This window comes from Streptomyces sp. WAC04114, assembly GCF_019733245.1.
GTDB classification, from domain to species: Bacteria; Actinomycetota; Actinomycetes; order Streptomycetales; family Streptomycetaceae; genus Streptomyces; species Streptomyces massasporeus_A.
In genome coordinates, this window is record NZ_JAIGQA010000112.1 from 1 (window position 1) to 21144 (window position 21144).

The window sequence follows — 21144 nt, forward strand, 5'->3', positions numbered from 1 at the left end:
GGGTGCTGGATGCGCTGCAGGGGGAGGTGGATCGGGCGAAGTTGCCTCGGTTCTTCAGGAACTTCGCGCTGATCGAGGCGGAGGTCGTGAGCCGGTTCGACTATGAGCCGCTGCTGGTGCCGGGGCTGTTGCAGACGGAGGCGTACGCGCGGGCGGTGTTCGCTGGACACTGTCCGCCGTTCAGTGAGGAAATCATCGACCAGCACACGGAAGCGCGGCTGAGTCGGCAGAAGCTGCTCACGCGAGTGCCGCTCGCCGAGTTGTCCTTCGTCATCAACGAGGAGGCGTTGCGCGATCCAGTGGGCAGTCCGGAGGTGATGCGCGCGCAGTGGCAGCGACTGCTGGATGTGGCAGCGTTACGGAACGTGGAGGTCCAGGTCATGCCAGCCCTGCGGGGCTTCCACCCCGGCAAGAATGGTCCCTTCGTGGTGGTGGAGACGCACGAGCACAAGCGCCTCGGGTACTTCGAGTCCCAAGGCGTCGGGTGCGTCGTCTCAGAGCCCGCCGAGGTCAGTACCTTCGCCTTGCGATATGGCAAGCTGCGATCGCAGGCCTTGAACGTCGAGGAGTCTGTCCGACTCATCGAACGGATGGTGGGAGAAACATGAGCGTGGAGCGGATGGCCGAGCACGTAGACGGGCTGCGCTGGTTCAAGAGCAGCTACAGCGGCTCGGACGGTGGCAACTGCGTGGAGGTTGCCGTCGGCCTAGACGCCGTGTACCTGCGTGACTCGAAGGCCGTGGGTGGCGGGCCGGTGCTGCGGGTCGGCCGGGGCGAGTGGGCGGCGTTCGTGGCGCTCGCGGTGGAGTAGGGCCGAGTACGGCCTCTGAGCGGAACAACGGGCTCGCTCACGGCACTTGGGGTGACGTGAGCGAGCCCGTTGTCATGCCGACGGCTCAGAACAGGGCGCCCTCGGCGCCCTCACCGAAATCCGATCCACCCCGCGCGGCAAGCTGCTCCTTGCGCCTCCGGATGGCTTCGCGTGACGGCGGGGGCAAGTCGGGGTGCTTCTCCCGCGCCTTCTTCTCCGTCACGCCCTTGTGGAACCCGAGGTGCACCTCGTCAGCGTATGCCTGGTGGTTCAACTGCCGCAGCCGATCGATGATCTCGGTCCGGGCGAGTAGGCCGATAGTGTAGCGGGCTCCCTGGTCAGTCTCGTGGAAGCCGTGATCGAGGGGGAGAGTCTCGTGGGTCGGGTCGGCAGGCGGGGTCTTTCCAGAGTTGTCCAGGAGATCGTACCAGCCGTATGCCTCGATCGTTGCCTTGTCGATCTCTTCATGAATGCGGCGAAGCTCAACGATAGCCTCATCCTCACATTCTGGGCTATGAACCAAATTATAGGTTTCGGTAAGTCCCGCGTTTCGAGCAAGCATGAACTCTGACCGATAGGTGTCGAGCCGGGTTCCAGCGCGACGGAGTCGAGCAGTGAGCGGCGGACGGACGAGAGTTTCGAATACATCAGTGGGCGTGTATCGAAGATCACCTTTGAGGGTGGAGGCACGGTCCAGCGCCCACCAATAGTGAGGCGCACTACTCAGGAAAGAGAGGAGCCCCATATCGTCCGAGGCGAACACATCGATTGCGTGAGAAAATACCTGGCCGGTACTGACCATCATGGGCATGACGGATTTGCTGACGATCGCGATCACAATACACTTGTCCAGCGAAGCGACCGCCTTCCTCAATCCTGGCGCCAGTTTCTCATATTGCCACCACCGCTCGCGCACTGAGCGCTTGTCATCCCCCAGTAGATCCCGCTGAGGCTTCACTAGCTTGCGAACCCTGGAAAGCGCTGCGGGATACCGCTCAGCCCGCGAGATTTCCCAGTTCCGAAAGTCGATGATCATGCGACTCGCGGACTTATCGGGTCTAGTATTCAAGTCCTGGCCGTTGAGGTAGGGGAAAAGCACGTCGCGAGCGCTGGGTTCGACGGCAAGCAGTTCCTGCACCTCATGCTCTGCCAGGGCAAACCCGATTCCATTGACGAGATTACCCATGAATACGATCTGCGCATTTCCCTGAAGCCGTTCACACCACGCAGAGACTCGCGAAACAGGGTTCAGTGCGGTAGTGATTCCGCGAGGAATGGTAAGCCCCTCGAGTACGAAGGAGCAGTCGCCTGCAAGAGACAACTTGGAGGTCCACACGGCACAGTACTCTAGGGCTGCTGAGGCAGATGGCCACCGGGCACTCTTCACTGCTCGCCGAATACTGATCTCTTGTTGGGCCAACTGATCCAAGCCGACCTCACGGGTGTCACCCTGCGCCAGGGTATTCGTCGCGATGAGCCCAGTCTGGCCTACTCCGTTAAGCAACTGATGGGCGCGCAGCTCGAAATAGGCAACGAGGTCTGCGTTTCCTCGCCTCCCGTTCGCCAAATAATCCACGAGATATTCTCGGTAGCCCTGCCCAAACGGGCCAGTGAGTTTTTTACCACCCAAAAACGGTGGGTTTCCCACGATTGCGTCGAAGCCACCCCGCAGCGAAAACACCTCTGGAAAAACCAACGGCCAATTCACAGGCCGCCGCTTCAACGCCCCTTCCGGCAGCTCCGCCCCCAGCCACTCCTCCGCCGTAGCCCGCGCCTCGCGCACCACAACAGAATCGTCCTCGACCCCGTCCTCCATGATCCGCTGGACGATCCACGCAGCCCTGGGGAACAAGTCCCGAACCCGCTCCCCGCCCTCCTCCTCGTACCAAGGCACCCGCCCCGAAGCGCAAGTGGCAAGCGCCGCCCCCGCGATCAAGTCCCCCACCAACCGCAGCCGCCGCGAATGCCGGTTGACCTCCTCCAACCGGTCCCGCTTCTCCTGGAGCGCCGGCAGGTCCACGCCCTTGATGGCCGTGATCGCCAACCGCTCCCGCGTCAGCTGGTCCACCAACTGCCTTGCCTGCTCGGCCAGTACGTCAGTCTGTCCGGTCGGCTTCATGTGCACCGACTGGATCTGCTCCATGTCGTGAACGCCGAGCAGCGAGTCCCCCGCCACCAACCGGTCGTCCAGGAACGTGAACGGCCGGCCCGGGTCCATCGACACCAGCCACAGCGACAGCTTGGCCATCTCCACGGCCATCGGGTTGATGTCGACGCCGTACAGGCAGTGCTCGATGATCTGGCGTCGTGCCTCGACCACGACCGGGTCCTGCTCCGCGTCCGCCGCCGTGACGGCGTCCACGGCCCGGCCCGCCCGGTATGCCATCGCGTCCGCGCGACCCTCCGACTCCCACGCCTCGATCAGGCGATCCGCCAGATAACGGCAGGCCGCCACCAGGAACGCCGCCGAGCCCATCGCGATGTCCGCGACCTTCAGGTCGAGGATCTGGTCGGCCGACTTCAGTCGCCACTCCCCCGTGTCCGCCGTCTGGAGCGGGCCCGGCTCGTACACCAGCGGCTCCAGCGCGTGCAGCACGACCTCCTCCGCGAGGAACCGGGGCGTGTAGTGCGTGCCCGTGTTCTTCCTCAGGGACGACTCCGTGACGTACAGCGCACCGTTCGGGATGACCGTCGGCAGGCCGCGCAAGTCGTCGCGGAGGATGCCGACGAAGGGCAGCAGCCGTTCCGTCAGGGCCGGGTCCTTCGTCACGGCGTTCAGGCGGCGACGGGCCTCCGCCGCGTCCTCCGTCCCCAGGGGAGCCAGCTTCTTCTCCAACTGGCCCGCCGTTGCCGGGGGCTTGGGGTCCTTCCACTTCTCGAAGACCGACTTCGCAAGCGTCTTCACGGAGCCGCCGGCCTTCGCCGCCAGCATCTCCAAGTCCCTTAGGGGGACCTCGTGTTCCAGGCCCTCGGGACCGATCAGGCCCACCATGTGCTCGGTTGCCCTGCGTCCGTCGAACGACAGCAGGCCCTCGTACACGTAACCGATCTGCTCGACGTCCAGCGCGCGGAAGCTGAGCGTGCGGACCTCGCGGTCCTTGCCCTTGCCGACACGGACCTCTTGGACCGCCTGGAGCATGTGCAGGACCGTACGGTCGTCGATCGGGAGGAGCGGGGTCGTGCGCTCCAGCCACGGGTACTTGTCCGGGTCGAAGATCGAGCCGTCGTACGCCGGGAGGTGGAAGCCGGAGCCCGGGTGGTCCACTCCCCCGTGAACGGCGTGGAAGAGGGCGATCAGGCGGTGCCACGCGGACGTCGTGTGCTCCAGGGACGTCTCGCCCTCCTCGTCCGCCCGCGCCTTCAGCTCGTCGCGCAGGAACCGGGCGGAGTAGGAGCGGGCGTAGACCTCGTTGTCCGCCGGGAGCAGACCCCGCTCCTCCGCGAACAGCAGGAAGACGACGCGCATCATGACCGCGACCGCGCCGCGGTAGACCTCGCCCGCGCTGACGCCGGTCGCGTGCAGGCCCGGCGCGCCGTGCTCGACCGCCCGCACGTCCGCGCGTCCGATGGCGTCCACGAGGAGTTCGACGGCCTGGCGGACCTGGACGCCGAGCGCCTCGGTGACGTCCTCACCCGCCGCCAGGCTCGCCTTGAGCAGGCCGACGAGCGTCTCGGCGTCGTCGTACTCGAAGAAGCGGCGGCGGCGCAGCAGGGACACGAACGCGCGGACGACGTTGCGCTCTGCCGCCTCGTTCCAGCCGATGGAATCGAAGACGGCCGTGGTCGTGACGCCACCGAGCGGGGCCCAGACGAGGCACCACCAGCGGCCGTCGGTGACCAGGCCGAGAGGTACTCCGTGGTGGCGCAGGAGGCGGGCCAGGCGGTCGGCGGGGGCCGCCGACCAGTCGCCGCCACCGCCGACGCGGGCCGTGGGGGCGATGCCCGCCGGAACCTTCATGCCCAGCAGGCGTACCCGCTTCGCCGCCGACTCCACGTCCGGTTCGGCCGCGAGGTCCGCCCCCGGTTCCACCAGCGCGAAGTCGGGGCGCACCTCGGTGTTGTGCTCCGCGACGCGCAGGGTCAGGCGGTCCAGGCCGTAGTGCTCCGCCTCGCCCTGGCGGAACGCCAGCGCGTCGTCCCAGCCCAGCAGGCGGCCCAGCAGGTAGGCCACCCACTCGTCGCGGCCGGCCGTCGGATCCGTCTGCCAGTCGGCGTGGCGGGCGCGCAAGCGGGCACGTTCGTCCTTCTCCAGCGTGTCGAGCTGGGGCCAGGCGCGCAGCAGGACGGGCATCGTCAGGAAGGGGCCGGAGACCTCGGTGAGGTCGAGCCACTCCTGGTGCTGGCGGCGGCCGTCGGCGGCCTGGGCCTTGGCGGCGGCTACTCCGGAGCTCACGGGGCGGCGGGGGCTCATCGGCGGGCTTCCTTTGCGGGGATCACGAAGACGACAGCGGCGGGGAAGAGGTGGGAGCGGGGCTCGCGGTAGCGGGCGGCGATGGCGGCGAGTTCGCGTTCGCGTTCGGCGGGGAGGCCATCGAGGCGTTCCTGCCAGCGGCGGCGGTCGTCCTCGAACTGGCGGCGCTCGTGGCCGGTCAGCTCGTGCGTGGACAGCAGCGCGAGCTGTTCGCCCTCTCCGTCGCCCTCCTCCTTGAGCTTGGCGCGCAGGGTGGCCTCGAAGCGGTCGAGGGTCGCGGTAATCCGGCGCTCCTCCTCCGCCCGGCGGTCCGCGAGCCTGCTCTCCAGCTGGCGGCCGAGTTCGCCGGCGCGGGCCTCCAGGGACCGGAACAGCGGGTCGCGGAGTCGCGGCCAGGCCTCGGTGAGTTCCCTGCGCAGGTGCGGGGCCGCCTCGATACCCTCGGTGAGGGCCCCGGAGAGGACCCTGCCCTGTTCGTTGACCGACTCCCAGCGGCGGAAGCGGCCCGTGTCGCCGAACCAGCCGCCCGCGTACAGCACTTCCTCGTGCAGGCGGGTGCCGTCGGTGCCGACGAGGACGTACCGGGCGTATGCGGAGACGAGGGTCGTGGTCACCGCCGGGTCGTCGGAGACGACGGCGGTGACGCGGTGGAGGCCGATCAGGTCCGCGTTCCAGACGGCCGCGGTCAGCAGGCGCGTGGAGAGGGCCACGAGCGGGTGCTTGAGGTGGGCGAGGACGACGTCGTCCCTGCCCTGGGCGGCCACCGCCGGGGAGAAGGTGAGCGGACGCTGCTCGCCCTCGCGCAGCTTGTGCGCGAGGCCGCGGGTGGCCCGTTCCCAACTGCCGGACAGGGGCTGTACGTCGAAGAGGTCGCCCGGCTCGAAGTCCTCCGCCCGGAGTGTGGACGGCAGCAGCGGCGGCTGGTTGTCCAGGGCGAGCGCGGTGTCCACGACGCGCTTGACGTTGCCCGGGGTGAGGCCGAGCGCGGTCACCGTCTCGTCGTACTGGTCGGCGAGCCGTTTCGTCTGCGCGGTGACATTCTGCTCCGGCGCGACCTCGCCGCCCGTGCGGCGGCCCTTGATCGGCCGGGGCTTGGCGTTCTCGATGTCGACCGGCGCGGTGTCGCCGGTCATCCGGCGCTGGACGGCGTCGGCGAGGACGGCGTTGACGGAGCCGAGGTCCTGCTCCATGCGCGCGACCTTCTTGGCGACCCGGGACAGGAACTCCAGGTCGGCCTCGTAGGAGCCGGCCTGCGCCTGCTGCCAGCCGGAGCCGATGAAGTGGGTGATCTCCGGGTCGTGCTTCTGGCCCCAGCGGTCGACGCGGCCGATGCGCTGTTCGAGCTTGTTGGGGTTGAAGGGGATGTCGTAGTTGATCAGGCGGTGGCAGTGGTTCTGGAGGTCGATGCCCTCGCCGGCGGCGTCGGTGGCCAGGAGGATGCGGACCTTGCCCTCCGCGCGGGACGGCTCGGCCTGGAAGCCGAGGCGGATGCGCTCGCGCTCCTCGGCGGACAGGCCGCCGTGCAGGCGCTCGACGCGGCCCCCGTCGGTGAGTTGCTCCTGCTGGAGGAGGTCGTGGAGCCACTTCTGGGTGTCGCGGTACTCGGTGAAGACCACGACCCGTTCGTTGGTCCACTTCTTTCCGTCCGGGCGGCAGATCGCCTTGAGTTCGGCGATCAGCGCCTCCGCCTTGGAGTCGGGCGCGGCCTCGTGGGTGAGGGCCCAGCGCTCCATCTCCTGGAGCAGGTCCAGTTCCTGGCCGTCCTCGGCGGGGGTGAGCGAGGTGGAGCGGGTCAGGGCGTCGTCCTCGGCGTCGACCAGGCCCGTATCGTCGAGGTCGGCGACGAGGTCGGCGAACTCCTCCAGCCACTCGGGGACTTCGGCGGCAGCCGAACGTGTGCGCGCGGGGCCGCCGGTGTCCTCCAGGTGGGAGAGATAGACCTGGACGGTGTGCAGGAACGCCGCCGGGGAGGAGAACAGGCGCTTCTTCAGCAGCAGGGTCACCAGGTCGGCGGCGCGGCGGCCGCCGCGGGCCTTGGGGGTGAGCTTCTTGCGGCGCAGTTCCGCGAACGAGCCGAGCAGCTCGTGGATCGCCCGCTCCTGCCGCGTGTAGTCGACGGAGAGCTCGCGCGTGACGCGGGTGCGGAAGCGGGGCGTGCCGTCGGCGTTGGTGACCGTCGACTTCAGACGTCGTACGACGGTGTCCTTGAGCGCTTCCTTGTCCGGGTCGACTCCGCGTGCGAAGCGCTGGTCGTCGATGAGTTCGAGGAGCGCCGTGTACGACTCGGGGTAGCCGTTGTGCGGGGTGGCGGAGAGGAAGAGGCGGTGCTCGAAGTGCGGGACGAGGCGGCGGATCAGCTTGGTCTGCTGGGAGTCGACCGCGTACACCTGCTTGGGCGCGGCGGGCGCGACGTGGTGCGCCTCGTCGAGGACGAGCAGGTCGAAGAAGCGCTTGTGCTCGCCGTCGGGGCTCTCCTCCGGCGCGCCGATGACCTCGTCGAGGAGGCGCTGGGCCTTCTGGCCGCGCAGCCAGGGCAGGGAGACGATCGTCAGCGGGTGGACGCGGAAGGGGTTGGCGGCGGTGCCGTGGGTGCGGCGCAGGCGGGCGCAGTGCTCGGAGTCGACGATGGTGAACTCCAGGCCGAACTTCTCGGCCATCTCGTCGCGCCACTTGAGGGTGAGGCCGGCCGGGCAGACGACCATGGTGCGGCGGGCCCGGCCGCGCAGCATGAGTTCCTGCACGACCAGGCCGGCCTCGATGGTCTTGCCGAGGCCGACGTCGTCGGCGAGGAGGAGGTTGACGCGGGGCGCGCCGACCGCCCGGGAGACCGGCTCCAGCTGGTACGGCTCGACGGCGACGCCGGAGCGGAACGGGGCCTGGAGGGTCCGGGCGTCGGCGGAGGCGACCGCGGACCAGCGGACGGCGTCGAGGAACGCGGCGAGGCGGTTCGGGGAGTCGTAGGAGCCCGTGGAGGCGTCGGGCAGGGAGCCGGCGGGCAGGACGCGGCGGCCGGGCTCGACCTCCCAGATCACGGAGAGGGTGTCGCCGAAGCGGCCGTCGGCGACGGACTGGAGGTGGACCAGGGTCGCTGGGCGCCGGTTCTCCTCGCCGTCGGGGGCGGCCGGGGACGGCTCGACGCGGGCGACCACCCAGGACTGGCCGCGCACCTCGACCAGATTCCCCTCCTCGGGGAGCGGCTGCGCCCCCGTCCGCTCGGTCTCGCGCTGAGCTGCTGGCGTCATGAGCGCAGTTCCCCTCGGTGTTCACCTGCCGTCGTCCGTAGACAGTGTCCCGTGTCCTGTCTCCCCTCCGGAACGACGTGACGGCAGGCTAACACCGAGCCATACTCTGTGAACAGAGATTACAAATTTCTCGCGCGGTCGGGGTTCGGGGCCTTGGTGGTGCTCAGCGCATGCGGCGCAGCCGCTCCAGCAGCGTGCGGCTCCGTCCGTGTCCGGCGTCGGACTCGGGCAGGACCGTCTCCTCCTCGTCGGCCAGTCGACGCAACAACTCCTCGGCGGCATGCCGTTCCCCGGTGCGGACCAGCAGGACGGCGATCTCGTAGCGGGTGTCCAGCACAGCGGGGTGGCCCGGCCCGAGCAGGCTGCGCTGTTCGGCGAGGACGGACTTCAGCTCGTCCAGCGCCTCGCGGGTGCGGCCCAGCGTCCCCGCGCACAGGGCGGCGCCGGCGCGGGCGGCGAGCATGCCCGCGCGGTCGAGGCCGGGGCCGTCCATCAGCTCGCGGTACTCCTCCAGGGCGCGGGCCGGACGTCCCGACCGGCGCAGGGCCGCCAGCTCCGCCAGCCGCGGGTGAGTGGCCGCGATCCCGGCGACGGAAGCCGGTCGGGGCGCCCAGGCGCCGAGCAGGGCGGCCACCTCTTCGGCGGAGGCGGGCCGGTCCTCGGGCTTCTTCTCCAGCAGCCGCTCGACCAGCGCCCGCAGTCCGTCGGGTACACCGGGGCGGCGGTCGGCGAGCGGCGGGACGGGGTCGTGGGCATGCCGGTGGTACAGCATGAACGGGCTGGCGTCGGTGAACGGCGGCGCGCCGGTGAGCAGTTCGTACAGGACGCAGCCCAGCGCGTACAGGTCGCTCGCGGGCACGGTCTGGCCGACGGCCTGCTCGGGCGCCATGTAGACGACCGTGCCGGGAGTGGCGTTCGCGGCGGTGAAACGGGTCTCGCCGGGCTGGGGCTCCAGCGCCGCGGCGACCCCGAAGTCCAGGACCTTGATCTCACCGTCGGGGGTCAGCATCAGGTTCGACGGCTTCAGGTCGCGATGCACGACGCCCTGGCCGTGGGCGTAGGACAGCACCTCGGCCGTGCGGCGGGCCACGTCCGCCGCCTGCTCGACGTCCAGCGGGCCGTCGTTCTTGAGGACGGCGTCCAGGGCGCGACCGGGGACGAGGTCCATGACCAGGTACAGCTCGCCCTCGTGGTTGCCGTGGTCGTGGACGGCGGGGACGCCCGGGTGCAGCAGGCGGCCGGTCAGGCGGATCTCGCGCAGGAACCGGCGCTCCAGCGTGCTCGGTTCGGCATCGCGGCCGCGGGTGGCGAGGAGCTTGACGGCGACCTCGCGGTCATGGTCACGGTCGTGGGCCGCCCAGACGACGCCCATCCCGCCCCGGCCCAGCTCGTGCGTCAGCTCGTACCGTCCAAGGCTCTGCCGCATCGCGCCCCGCCCCCAGTTCCGGCGCCTGCCGCGCCCGCCGCGTCCCGCGTCGTCCGGGAGCGTCACGGCGCCCCGGCCGACGGAGACATTCTGTCACCGGCCATGACACTCCTGTGCCGGGTGTGACCGAAAAGGTGCAGCCCGCAACGACCGCAGAATTCGTGCCGTAACCCGGTGAGCCCGTCGATCACAGGGGCAGCGGTCCCTGGGGAACGAGGAAAGGGCGGCGCGGATCTTCGGGAGGAGTCCGCCTGACCGCCGACGCGGGGTCCGGCTCCGGCAGGTGGGGTGCCAGACCTGCGTAGACCTCGGCGGCCGACGCGGGACGGTCGTCCGGCCGCTTGGCCAGGAGGGCCGTGATCAGGTCCTGCAGATCCCGGGGCACGCGTACTCCCGCCTCGGCGACGAGGGGCGGGGGCGAGGCGAAGTGGTGGGAGGCCAGGAGCGCCGGCTGATCGGTGGGGAAGGGTGTCTCCCCGGTGAGCAGGTGATGCAGGAGGCAGCCCACGGCGTACAGGTCGCTGCGGCCGTCGAGCGGGTCCTTGCCCGCCAGCAGCTCGGGAGAGGCGCAGACGAGGTTGCCGACCCCCTCGCCGGTCATCGTCAGCCGCGGGTCGGTGTCGCCGAGCAGCTTGACGAGGCCGAAGTCGAGGATCTTCACGACGCCGTCGCGGCGGACCATGACGTTCTGCGTCTTGAGGTCACGGTGCACCAGGCCGGCCCCATGGACCGCGGACAGCCCCGCGCACAGCTGGGCGGCGACGGCGGCCGCCGAGGGCACGTCGAAACGGCCGTCCTCCTGCTGGTCGAAGAGGTACTCGAGGGTGGTGCCGTCGATCAGCTCCATCACCAGACAGCACGTGTCGTCCGTGATCGACGCGTCGAAGACCGTGGCGATGTTGGCATGGTCGAGGCGCGCGGCCGCCCGCGTCTCCCTGCCGAACCGCGCGAGTGCGGCGTCGCGGCCGCTCGCCACGGCCAGGAGTTCCTTCGCGACGGTTTTCACCGCCACGGGCCGGTCAAGGGGCACGTCGCGGGCTTGCCAGACGTACCCCATCACTCCGCGGCCCAGCACGGACTCCAGCCGATAGCGGTCATGGATCACCATTCCCGGCGCGGGACTCCACATATCTGCCGACCTCCACATTCCCTGCACAACAAGATGGAACGTACACGCTGTGAACAAAGTCAATAGGGGTAGTAGCCTTCCCTGCATGAACGGCCGCTGGGAACGCCGACCAGCCCAGCCGCCAAGTACCTCGGAGACCGAACCATGAGTGCCCATGAAGCCGTCCCCGTCAGCCTGGCCGAGATCGCCCGGATCGCCGGCGTGGGCCGCGCCGCCGTGAGCAACTGGCGTCGCCGCCACGACTCCTTCCCCACCCGCATCGGCGGCACCGACGTCAGTCCGCAGTTCTCGCTGGCCGAGGTCGAGCAGTGGCTGCGGGACAACGGCAAGTTCAGGGACATCGGCGGCCGCGAACTCCTCTGGCCTCGCTTCGAGGCACTCGGCAGCCGGAACGAGTCGGGGCTCGCCATCGCGGCAGCGGCTCGCCGGATGCGCTCCCCCAGGGCACGCACCGCCCCGCCCGAACTCTCCGCGCGGGCTCGTGACCTGGTCGCCGAGGCCGCGAGGGTGGGGCGGAAGGAGGGGCCCCGGGAGGTCTTCGAGTTCCTGCTGGCGCGATGGCTGGAAACGCACGTCCGGCAGCTGAGCACCACGCCGCCGCAACTGGCCGCGCTGATGGCCCGGATCGCCCTCGCCGTCCGCCTCGGCCCCGCGCAGGACGGACTGACCCTCCTCGATCCGGCGTGCGGTAGCGGACACCTGGCCGCCGCGGCCGTGCAGGAGTACGACAGACCCGGCCTGGAGGTGCTCGCCTGCGAAAGGGATCCGGCGCTCGGCGCGTTGACGGCCGCCCGGCTCGAGTTCCTCGCGGAGGACCACGACATCCGGACACACATCGTCAGCGCCGACACGCTGCGCGACGACCCCTTTGCCGGATCGAAGGCCGACATCGCCCTGTGCAACCCTCCCTTCAACGAACGTGACTGGGGCTACGCGGAGCTCGCCACCGACCAGCGCTGGACGCACGGCCTGCCCCCTCGCACCGAACCCGAACTGGCCTGGGTGCAGCACCTGCTGTCCCATCTCAAGCCGGGCGGGGCCGCCGTGATCGTCCTTCCGCCGGCCGTCGCGTCACGCAAGGCGGGCCGCCGTATCCGCGGCTCTCTGCTGCGTACCGGAGCGCTCCGCGCCGTCGTCTCCCTGCCTCCGGGCAGCGCCCAACCACACAGCGTGTCACTCCAGTTGTGGATCCTCCGCGCGGCCCTGGACGGCTTCGCGACCGCTCCCCCGAGCCAGGACGCCCTCCTGGTGGACGCCACCCGATTCGCGAGACCGGGAACGCGGGAACCCAGCCCCGACTGGGACAGCCTCGGTTCCTACGTGCTCAGTGCGATGACGGCCCTCGACCAGCCGGACCAGGAGCCGCCGCAGGGCGCCGTCCGGGTGTCGCTGCTCGACCTTCTCGACGACGAGGTGGATGTCACCCCGGGGCGTTACACCGCGGCGGCGGCCGAGCCGTCCGGTAAGGAACTCGCCTGCAAGTGGGACGAGTTCGGATCGCTGCTGACGGATCTGGCCGATCACGCGACGCGCTTGTCCGCCCTCGACTTCGAGGCCGGTACCCCACAGACCACGACAACGGTGGGAGACCTCGTCAAAGCCGGAGCACTGACACTGCGCGCCGGCCAGCAGCCACCGGAGTCGGCCGCACCCGACGGCGGGGCCGCCGTTCCGCTCCTCACCATCGCCGACCTCCTGCACGACGGCACTCCCAGCGGGACGGCCCCCACCGGCTCGGCCCCGGCCGTCGCCGAGGAGGGCGACGTCGTAGTCGCCGGAGTGGCTCGGGCCTTCAAAGCATGGGTTCACCAGGGACCGCCGACCGCCCTGGGCCCTCAGCTCTACCTCCTGCGCGTGGACGCGGAGAAACTGGAACCCCATTTCCTCGCCGGCTGTCTGTGCGCGCCGGCCAACGGGCGTCAGGCCGGCACCCATGCCTCCAGCTCGTCCAGGGTCGACATCCGGCGTCTTCAGGTGCTCCAACTGCCCCTGGAGAAGCAGACGGTCTACGCCGAGACCTTCCGTCGGCTGCGGGCCTTCGAGGAGCTGCTCACCGGGGCCGGCGGGTCGGGCAAGGAGCTGGTGAGCGACATGAGTGATCGACTCGCGGCAGGCGGGCTGCCTGCCTGACCCCGTCCGGCCCGAGCGGGGCCCGAGCTACCGACGCGCGGGTTCTAGCGTTGGCAAGGAGCGACTGCAGGGCGCGCAGGGTGGCGTCCCGCAGCTGATCCACCTGGCTCAAGTGGCCGCCGGTGACGGTGAACCACTCGCGCAGCCCCTCCCAGTCCGCGCGGTCGCGTCCGCGGCTGCGCTGCACGCGCGTCTCCGGCAGTCCGTCGGCGAGCGCGCCGATGCCTGCCGCGTGCGCGTCGATCCGGGCGAGCAGCGCGGGCAGGTGCGGCCAGACCGAGTCCAGGTGGGCCGCGATGCGCGGGGCCCGGAAGGAGACGTCCTCGGTGATGGCCTCCACGTAGTCGAGCAGCAGTTCCTTGAACCCCTGGTACTCGGCCGTGTCGAGGTCGTAGCGCGCCAGCACCTGGCCCAGGTAGGCGTAGAAGTCGCGGACGGACTGGTGCAACTGCGCCGTAGGGTGCGCGAGATGGAGGAGACGATCGAGGCGCTGGGGAAGGAGCCTGCCGTCTCCCCGAACCGCAAGTCGAAGTAGCCGGCGGGGGAAGCCCGGGGGCCGGGCGAGCGCACCGGCTTCCGGGCAGAATAGGGGGCGGCGCCCAAACCGGCCGCCCCCGGGGCCAAAGCCGCATAGGCTCGCGTCGCACAGGTCGACGGCCGGGAGGGGACCGCGATGCGACAGGGCAGTGTCGAGGACGAGTGGGCGCCGGGCGCCTTGATCGGGAGGTTGCGGGGTCGGGTACCTCAGGGGGCGGAAGGCGTGCCGTACGGGCGGCCCGGTGTGGTGACGAACCCCCGATCGTCGACGAACTGAAGTACTGGGCAGCGCGGTTCGCCGGTCTGCGGCACTGTTCGGACCGGCCCACGTCAGCTTTCGGGCCGGCCGCATCCTCTTTCGGACCCGCCCCATCAGCCGGGGCTCGCCGCACGGCGGTCGTGAGTCACTCCCCGTCCACCCGGCGTCCGGCGGATGCGATCGACACCCCGGTCTGCCCGTTCATCCCACTGTTCCAAGGAAGTGTTCGTGAGCGAAATCGGCTCCGGAAGAGTTCAGCCGGCTCGTCCGGGCGACCCCTCCCGTATCGGCCCCTACCGCATCATCGGCCGTCTCGGCGCGGGCGGCATGGGCACCGTCCACGCCGGTGTCGCCCCCGACGGAATGCGCGTCGCGGTCAAGGTGATCCACCCCGAGCAGGCCCAGGATCCGGAGTTCAGGGCCCGTTTCCGGCGTGAGGTGGAGCTGTCCTCCCGTGTCACCGGACCGCACGTGGTTCCCCTGCTCGCCGCCGATCCGGACGCACGGACCCCGTGGCTGGCCACCGCATACGTCCCCGGGCCGACCCTGACCCAGCACGTGCTCGCGCAGGGGCCTCTCACGGAAGGGAGCCCGTACGCGTTCGCGGCCGCCACCGCGCAGGCGCTGGCCGCCATTCATGCCGTGGGGGTGGTGCACCGCGACGTGAAGCCGCAGAACGTCCTCCTCACGCCCGCCGGCCCCCGGGTGCTGGACTTCGGTATCGCGCACGCCGCCGACGGAACCAGCGTCACCCGGACGGGGGTCATGACCGGCACCCCCGGCTGGATCAGCCCCGAGCAGTACCGTCAGGGCACCGCGGGTCCGGCGGGTGACGTGTTCGCGTGGGGCGCGCTCGTGGCCTATGCGGCCACCGGACGGCTGCCGTTCGGGGCCGGTGCGCCGGATGTGGTCGCCTTCCGTGTGATGTCGGGCGAGGCCGACCTGGACGGCGTCCCCGTCCTCCTGCGCCGGATCGTGGAGAAGGCGCTGGCCCAGGAACCGGATGACCGCCCGTCGGCCGCCGAGGCCGCCCAGGAGTGTGCGGTGCTCCTCGCGTCTCAGGTCACTCAGGCGGCGGGGGCCGACGCGTCACCGGCGACGGCGGCGGACATGATCACGGCCGCCTGGGAGGTGCCGGCCGCGGAGGACTCCGCCTGGCAGCTGCCGTCGGACAACCGCCGTTCCCGGAAGCGGCTGATAACGGCCGTCGCCCTGGCGGCAGGCGTCGTCGGCGGCCTGGCCGGAGGAGTGGCGGCGCTGCTGCCCGGCGACACCGGGGGTGGCCGTCACACCCCGCTGTCCGCGTCCTCGGCGTCACCGCCGGTCTCGGCCGGATCCGGGCGGGCTTCGGCGAGCACCGCGCAGGGGGACGAGAAGGCGGAGCGGCAGGCCGCGGGCGGCGGCCCGGCGAGTGCGGCGAGCTGGAACCAGGCACGAGCGGCCCAAGGCGCAGGAGAGCACGACGTGGCGCGCGCGGTCCTGCACGACCAGGGCGTCGAGGCACAGGACCTCGGTGAGAGCGCCGACTTCACTCCGGGGGCCGTACGGTTCGACGCGTCGCGCCGGGAGGTCTACTTCTCCTACCGGCTGGCCTCCGATGAGCAGGGGACGCTGTACGCGGAGACACAGATCGCCAGGTCGATGTGCCTGACGCTGCGGGACGTCGTCCTCCGGCTGCACCCAGACCTGCCGTACCGCACATACGTCATGGTGAAGGAGGAGCAGGGCCGGGAACCCCGGGTGACCTGGCAGGACGACTTCGTGACCGACACCGGCTGCCGGTCGGCCGCCGACGACGGCACGGGGCAGGGCGAGGGCGCTGCGCCCGACTGGAACCCTGACGAGGAAGGTCTGGGGCAGGCGATGATTCCCAGTACCGACGGCGCGGAGATCCGGGTCGCGGACGCCACCGCCAGAAAGATCATCACAGGTACCAACGGGATGCGCCGGACACTCGGTACCGACCGGGTGCTCGGCAACGCGCACATCAAAGTGGGCTTCGACCCCGACGAGTCTGTGATGTACGTCTGGTCGGAATACCTGCAGTGGGACCAGGAGCAGGTCGAGTCCTGGGCGGCCCTGGCCGCCGGCGAGGCGTGCCGGGCGCTGGTGAGCGAACGGGAGAGCGCGGGGAGCGCCTGGCCGTACTCTCGCTACGCCGTCGCGGAGATCGGCGGGTCCGGCTATCTGATGATCCGTTGGGGTACTGCCACCACGCGGGCCGACTGTCCGGCCTGAGCGGACGTCGGGGACGGTGTTTTCGCAGCCCGCCCTGACCCCTGCGCTCCGGCCGGATCTTGGTAAGGTTAGCCTTGGCTAATCGGCAATGCGCATGACCTGAGGCACCGCTTCGGCCGGGGTCTGCCCCGCGCCACCCCGCCCCGCCCCGCCATGAAACGGAGTGTCCGCGTGACCGTGACAGCCGCCCGTGACGGGGATCCGCTCGCCGGGACACTTCCCTGGCCCGAGGACCTTCGAGGCAGCGTGGTCGTCATCAAGTTCGGCGGCAGCGCCATGGTGGATCCGGGGCTTCAACTGACCTTCGCCCAGGACGTGGTGGAGTTGTGGCACGCGGGCCTGCGCCCGGTCGTCGTGCACGGCGGCGGGCCGCAGATCAGCGCGATGCTGGACCGGCTGGGCCTGGAGACCCGCTTCGAGGCAGGGTTGAGAGTGACCACGCCCGAGACCATGGACGTGGTGCGCATGGTGCTGACGGGCCGCGTGCAGCGGGAGCTGGTCGGTCACATCAACGTCCACGGTCCCTTCGCGGTGGGTCTGACCGGAGAGGACGCGCACACGATGACGGCCGTGCGGCGGCCGGCCCGGGTGGACGGCAGGGCGGTGGACATCGGCCTCGTCGGCGACGTCGTGGACGTCAATCCGGCCATGGTGCGCGCCCTGTTGGAGCAGGACCACATCCCCGTCGTCTCCCCCGTGGCACGCGGCGCGGACGGGCAGGTCTACAACGTGAACGCCGATCTCGCGGCCGCCGCCCTCGCCGTATCGCTCGACGCCGAACGGCTGGTGATGCTCACCGACGTCGAGGGGCTGTACGCGGACTGGCCGCGCAGCACCGAGGTGATCGGGCATCTGACGGTCCGGGAGCTGGACGGGCTGCTGCCCGGGCTGGCGAGCGGGATGCTGCCGAAGATGGAGGGCTGTCTGCGGGCCGTCCGCGGCGGGGTGCGCAGGGCGCACGTGGTGGACGGGCGTGTCCCGCACGCCGTGCTGCGCAGTGTGCTGGCCGGGACCAGCCCGGGCACCACCGTGGTGCCCGACGCCGTCACCACGTCCTGACCAGGACGCGTGCCCCGCGCCGCGGGTCCAGGGACTCCGCCCAGGGCCGTGGCGCACGGTGCGCGGTCGTGGGCGTGAAGCCGTGGCGGAGGAACAGTCCGGCGCCTCCGGTGGTCGCCGTGAAGAGGGCGTCGAGCGACCGGGCGCGTGCGGCGGCGAGCACCGCGCGTAACAGCCCGGCGCCCGCTCCGCTCCCCTGCCGGTGCGCGGCCACACAGAAGTTGTAGACGACGCCCGCGCGTTCGCGGCCCTCCCCCGGGTCCGCGGGGTAGGCGCGCAGGCCCACGCAGCCGTCGAGAGTGCCGTCGGGAGCCTGAAGCACCAGGAAGTCGGCCGCGTGGGCGGCGTAGAGGGAGACGGGGCGTGCGCGCAGGGCGCCCGAGCGCACGAAGGGCCGGGACAGGGCCGCGAGGGCGGCGGCCTCGTCGGGGCGGGCGGTACGCACGGTGGGTGTCGGTGCGGCAAGGGCGTGCGGGAGCACGGCTGGGCGCGGCGGGGCCGTGGTCAAGGGGTTCCTTCCTCGGTTCCGGACCGGGGATCAGGCGCGCGGACGGCTCGGACGGCCGTCCACGTACGTCTCCACGACCTCGATGGCGCCGATGCGCGAGGTGTCGACGCTCCGGGGGTCGTCGGCGAGGACGACCAGGTCGGCGTGTTTGCCCGGGGTGAGAGAGCCCAGGCGGTCCTCCCAGTGGCAGGCGCGGGCGCCGGCGACGGTGTACGCGTGCAGGGCCTGGTCGACGGAGACGGCCTCGTCCGGGCCGATGAACTGACCGGAGGCGGAGGCGCGTTCGGCCATGAACTGGACGGCGCGCAGGGGCGATCCGTCGGCGACGGGCCGGTCGGAGCTGCCCACCAGGGGAATGCCGTGGTCCAGGAAGGCCCGGCCCCGGTACATCCAGGGCGCCCGTTCCTCGCCCATGATCGAGGCGTAGTCGTCGCCGTAGGAGCGCAGGAAGTTCGGCTGTACGACCGCGCTGACGCCGAGCCGTGCCATGCGCGGGAGCTGGTCGGGCCGGATCAGCCCGGCGTGTTCGATGCGGTGGCGTGCCTCGGGGCGGGGCCGGATCCGCTGGGCGCGCTCGATGGCGTCCAGGGCGAGGTCGGCCGCGCGGTCGCCGATGGCGTGCACGGCGAGCTGCCAGCCGGCGAGGTGGCCGTCCACGACGAGGTCGGTGAGCACGTCCGGGTCGTCCTGCAACTGCCCGGCGTGGTCGAGCCCTTCGTACGGGCTGGTCAGTGCGGCCGTACGGGCCATCATGCCGCCATCGGTGTACACCTTCAGCGCGCCCACACAGAGCCGGTCGTCGCCGAAGCCGGTGCGCAGGCCGAGGTCGAGGGCGCGCGGGATGCCGTCGGCCTGGTGCGCGGCGACCGGGCGCAGCCGGTCCGCGGACACCATGAGCTGCACCCGCAACGGCAACAGGCCCTTGTCCCAGGCGAGTTGGTAGGCGCCGAGTTCGACGGGGCTGTGACCGAAGAGGGTGCCGCCGATGCCCGCTTCGGCGCAGGCGGTGACGCCCTCGGTCAGACAGGTGCGGGCCGCGCGGCCGATCGCCTCGGCCAGGTCCTCCTGGGCGTGCGGAAGGCGCAGGGCGCGGGCGGCACCCATGGCCTGCTCGGCGAGGAAGCCGTTCTCGCGCGGGATGTCGGCGGGGAGCAGGTCCAGGACGGCGGTGTTGACGACGCAGCCGTGCCCGGAGTCGTGCAGCAGGTAGAGCTTGCGTCCGTCACTGACCCGGTCGAGTTCGGCGGCGGTCAGATGGCGGCCGAGGGCCCGCTGGTCGTAGCCGGCGATGCTCACCCAGTCGCCGGGGCCGCGGGTGCGGGCGACGGCCTCGGCCACGACCGCGAGCACGTCGTCGATGCGCGTGCGGCCCGCGATGCTCGGGGTGTTCTGCTTGAACCCGGTCCAGGCGAGGTGGACATGGGCGTCGATGAACCCCGGCAGCACCGTGGCGCCCTGGAGGTCGACGACCTTCTTGGCGGGCAGAGAGGTCACGGCCTCGTCGAGGCCGACGATCCGGCCCTGCCAGATGCCGAGGTCATGAGCGACCGGGTGGTCCGGATCCATGGTGAGGAAACGGGCGTTGGTCAGCCTGGTGCACAGCATCCGCGGTGTCAGGCGTCCTGGGACGTGGCGAGGGACCGGGGGCGCAGGTCCGTCCAGTGGGTCTCGACGTACTCCAGGCACGCCTCGCGGGTGTTCTCGGCGAAAGCGATCGTCCATCCGCCGGGGACCTCGGCGAAGGACGGCCAGAGGGAGTGCTGGCCTTCGTCGTTCACCAGGACGAGGAACCGGCCTTCGGTGTCGTCGAAGGGGTTGGTGCTCATGCGTCGCGCCTCCTCGAAGGGGCCAAGATTAGGTTAGGCTCGCCTAATTGACGGAGCTTAGCCTTTGCCCTTCCCTCTCACAAGGAGACGCTCATGCGTGTGACCGCGGCCGGCAGTCAGGACGCGTTCGCCGGGTTCGGGTTGCCGGGCGCGCCCGGCAGTCCCGCGTTCTGGGCCGCTGCGGGGGCGCCCTCGTCGGTGCCCGCGGAGGGCGGCGGTTGGGTGACCCTGTTCCTGTGGCGCGGGTCGTCGCCGGTGAGGGTCGAGTTCGAGAGCTGGTCGGAGCCGGTCGCCCTGCGCCGCTGGCAGGACAGCGACTGCTGGTACGCCGAGGTGCGCATGCCCGAGCGGCTGCGGGTGACGTACCGGTTCGCGACGGGGGACGTGTTCCAAGCTGACCCGTTGAACCCGGCCGGGGCGGGCGGCGAACGGTCCATCGCCGCGACGCCGGACGCCCCTGAGCAGCCGCACTGGCCCCTCCTCGGGGCGGACGCGGTGCTGCCCCTGCCGCGGACGCGGATCCGCTGGGCCAGTGAGCGGCTGGGCGGACGGCGGACCGTGCGGGTTCATCCGGCGGGGGGTGGTGGGCCGGTGGTGCTGCTGCTGGACGGCGACGACTGGCTCCATCTGCATCCGGCCGTGACCGCGTTCGACTCGGCGGTGGCGGCGGGTGAGGTGCCGCCGGTCACCCTGGTCTTCCTGCCGGCCAAGGACCGGGTCGCGGAGCTCACGTGCCGGCCCGAGCTGTGGGAGGCGGTGCGGGACGAACTGCTGCCGCTGGTGGCGGAGTCGGGCGTGCCCGCTGATCCGCAGCGGCTGGTGGTCGCCGGGCAGAGTCTCGGGGGGCTGAGTGCGGTGTACGCGGCGCTGGAGTTTCCCGAGTTGGTGTCGCGGGTGGCGTGTCAGTCGGGGTCGTTCTGGTGGACGCCGGGTGCCCTGCGGGCGGCTGATCCGTTGGGGGGTGCTCTGGGGGGTGTGATCGCCGAGCGGTTGCGGGCGGGTGTTGATCTGGCGGGGCTGCGGGTCGCGTTCGACGTCGGGGAGCACGAGGATCGGATGCTGCCCCACTGTGAGGTGACCGAGGGTTTGGTGGAGCGGGCCGGGGCGACCGTGCGGGTGTCGCGGTCCGCGGCGGGGCATGATCGGGCGGGATGGCGTCATGCGCTGCTCAGGGATGTGGGTTGGGTGCTCGGTTCGTAGTCGGGTGCGGGGCGGTGGGGGCTGGTCGCGCAGTTCCCCGCGCCCCTGAGAGCGTTTCCCGCTGGCCCCCTTGAGAACTCACACGTGGGCTCGGTGCTCCGCGCGTAGCGCCGTTGTCGGGTGCGGGTGCGTGGGGGCCGGGCGCGCAGTTCCCCGCGCCCCTGAGAGCGTTTCCCCCGGGCCTCTTGAGGAGTCACAGGTGGCCTCGGCGCTTCGCCTGCGGCGCCATTGCCGCGTGCGGGTGCGTGGGGGCTGGTCGCGCCCACGCGGCGGAGCCGCACATCGACTCGGCCCCGCGCCCCTGAGGACGTGTCCCCTGGCCCCTGGGCCCCTGGAGTAGTCACACGTTGCTGTGGCGCCTCGCGTAG

Annotated in this window: 14 protein-coding genes; 6 read left to right on the top strand and 8 right to left on the bottom strand. The window is 70.9% G+C overall.

Annotation, left to right across the window (positions count from 1 at the left end; genetic code table 11):
* On the top strand, positions 1 to 608 hold a 608-nt coding region (locus K4G64_RS25410), incomplete at its 5' end, for a DUF5753 domain-containing protein (protein WP_221758322.1).
* Positions 605 to 811 carry a DUF397 domain-containing protein gene (locus K4G64_RS25415; RefSeq protein WP_221758323.1) on the top strand — a complete coding sequence of 69 codons (207 nt, stop codon included), beginning with the start codon at positions 605 to 607 and terminating at the stop codon, positions 809 to 811. The genes K4G64_RS25410 and K4G64_RS25415, both read left to right, overlap by 4 nt.
* An 85-nt stretch (positions 812 to 896) precedes the next feature.
* Here K4G64_RS25415 and K4G64_RS25420 read toward each other — a convergent pair whose 3' ends face one another.
* From K4G64_RS25420 to K4G64_RS25435, 4 genes are all read right to left on the bottom strand, one after another.
* Positions 897 to 5222: an Eco57I restriction-modification methylase domain-containing protein gene (locus K4G64_RS25420; RefSeq protein ID WP_221758324.1), complete on the bottom strand. Its 4326-nt coding sequence runs from the start codon at positions 5220 to 5222 to the stop codon at positions 897 to 899.
* Entirely contained in the window at positions 5219 to 8464 is a 3246-nt protein-coding gene (gene drmD, locus K4G64_RS25425) for a DISARM system SNF2-like helicase DrmD (protein ID WP_221758325.1), read from the bottom strand. Before drmD ends, K4G64_RS25420 begins: the two co-directional genes overlap by 4 nt.
* A 163-nt stretch (positions 8465 to 8627) precedes the next feature.
* Positions 8628 to 9890, bottom strand: coding sequence for a serine/threonine-protein kinase (locus K4G64_RS25430; RefSeq protein ID WP_221758326.1), 1263 nt, complete (start codon positions 9888 to 9890; stop codon positions 8628 to 8630).
* Between the two features lie 187 nt (positions 9891 to 10077).
* Positions 10078 to 10998: a serine/threonine-protein kinase gene (locus K4G64_RS25435; RefSeq protein WP_260460955.1), complete on the bottom strand. Its 921-nt coding sequence runs from the start codon at positions 10996 to 10998 to the stop codon at positions 10078 to 10080.
* 165 nt (positions 10999 to 11163) lie between these two features.
* Between K4G64_RS25435 and K4G64_RS25440 the strand changes: the two genes are divergently transcribed.
* A complete protein-coding gene (locus K4G64_RS25440; RefSeq protein WP_221758328.1) occupies positions 11164 to 13149 on the top strand; it encodes an N-6 DNA methylase in 1986 nt (661 codons plus the stop codon).
* On the opposite strand, the gene K4G64_RS41500 is transcribed toward K4G64_RS25440, so the two are convergent.
* Positions 13070 to 13597 (bottom strand): DUF2397 family protein, encoded by a 528-nt coding sequence (locus K4G64_RS41500; RefSeq protein WP_374206446.1) that lies wholly within the window; start codon positions 13595 to 13597, stop codon positions 13070 to 13072. The genes K4G64_RS25440 and K4G64_RS41500 overlap by 80 nt on opposite strands.
* A 576-nt stretch (positions 13598 to 14173) precedes the next feature.
* Between K4G64_RS41500 and K4G64_RS25450 the strand changes: the two genes are divergently transcribed.
* Complete coding sequence (locus K4G64_RS25450) at positions 14174 to 16183, top strand: serine/threonine-protein kinase (protein ID WP_221758329.1); 2010 nt, start codon at positions 14174 to 14176, stop codon at positions 16181 to 16183.
* A gap of 153 nt (positions 16184 to 16336) precedes the next feature.
* Positions 16337 to 17242, top strand: coding sequence for an acetylglutamate kinase (gene argB / locus K4G64_RS25455; protein ID WP_221758330.1), 906 nt, complete (start codon positions 16337 to 16339; stop codon positions 17240 to 17242).
* Here argB and K4G64_RS25460 read toward each other — a convergent pair.
* The 3 genes from K4G64_RS25460 to K4G64_RS25470 are packed head-to-tail and all read right to left on the bottom strand — an operon-like array spanning position 17229 to position 19576.
* Positions 17229 to 17750, bottom strand: a complete 522-nt coding sequence (locus K4G64_RS25460; RefSeq protein WP_221758331.1) for a GNAT family N-acetyltransferase — start codon at positions 17748 to 17750, stop codon at positions 17229 to 17231. The genes argB and K4G64_RS25460 overlap by 14 nt on opposite strands.
* Before the next feature lie 30 nt (positions 17751 to 17780).
* Complete coding sequence (locus K4G64_RS25465; RefSeq protein WP_221758332.1) at positions 17781 to 19355, bottom strand: amidohydrolase; 1575 nt, start codon at positions 19353 to 19355, stop codon at positions 17781 to 17783.
* Positions 19356 to 19363: 8 nt separating this feature from the next.
* Complete coding sequence (locus K4G64_RS25470) at positions 19364 to 19576, bottom strand: MbtH family protein (protein WP_221758333.1); 213 nt, start codon at positions 19574 to 19576, stop codon at positions 19364 to 19366.
* 93 nt (positions 19577 to 19669) lie between these two features.
* On the opposite strand from K4G64_RS25470, the gene K4G64_RS25475 reads away from it, so the two are divergent.
* The gene (locus K4G64_RS25475) at positions 19670 to 20776 is read left to right on the top strand and encodes an alpha/beta hydrolase-fold protein (protein ID WP_221758334.1); all 1107 of its coding nucleotides are present in this window, start codon (positions 19670 to 19672) and stop codon (positions 20774 to 20776) included.
* The last annotated feature ends 368 nt before the right edge of the window (positions 20777 to 21144 follow it).

What these genes read in the sequence shown, in the direction of transcription:
- K4G64_RS25415 (WP_221758323.1), top strand. Translation starts at nt 605, where the DNA reads ATGAGCGTGGAGCGGATGGCCGAGCACGTAGACGGGCTGCGCTGGTTC.
- K4G64_RS25420 (WP_221758324.1), bottom strand. Translation starts at nt 5,222, where the DNA reads ATGAGCCCCCGCCGCCCCGTGAGCTCCGGAGTAGCCGCCGCCAAGGCC.
- drmD (WP_221758325.1), bottom strand. Translation starts at nt 8,464, where the DNA reads ATGACGCCAGCAGCTCAGCGCGAGACCGAGCGGACGGGGGCGCAGCCG.
- K4G64_RS25430 (WP_221758326.1), bottom strand. Translation starts at nt 9,890, where the DNA reads ATGCGGCAGAGCCTTGGACGGTACGAGCTGACGCACGAGCTGGGCCGG.
- K4G64_RS25435 (WP_260460955.1), bottom strand. Translation starts at nt 10,998, where the DNA reads ATGGTGATCCATGACCGCTATCGGCTGGAGTCCGTGCTGGGCCGCGGA.
- K4G64_RS25440 (WP_221758328.1), top strand. Translation starts at nt 11,164, where the DNA reads ATGAGTGCCCATGAAGCCGTCCCCGTCAGCCTGGCCGAGATCGCCCGG.
- argB (WP_221758330.1), top strand. Translation starts at nt 16,337, where the DNA reads ATGAAACGGAGTGTCCGCGTGACCGTGACAGCCGCCCGTGACGGGGAT.
- K4G64_RS25465 (WP_221758332.1), bottom strand. Translation starts at nt 19,355, where the DNA reads ATGCTGTGCACCAGGCTGACCAACGCCCGTTTCCTCACCATGGATCCG.
- K4G64_RS25470 (WP_221758333.1), bottom strand. Translation starts at nt 19,576, where the DNA reads ATGAGCACCAACCCCTTCGACGACACCGAAGGCCGGTTCCTCGTCCTG.
- K4G64_RS25475 (WP_221758334.1), top strand. Translation starts at nt 19,670, where the DNA reads ATGCGTGTGACCGCGGCCGGCAGTCAGGACGCGTTCGCCGGGTTCGGG.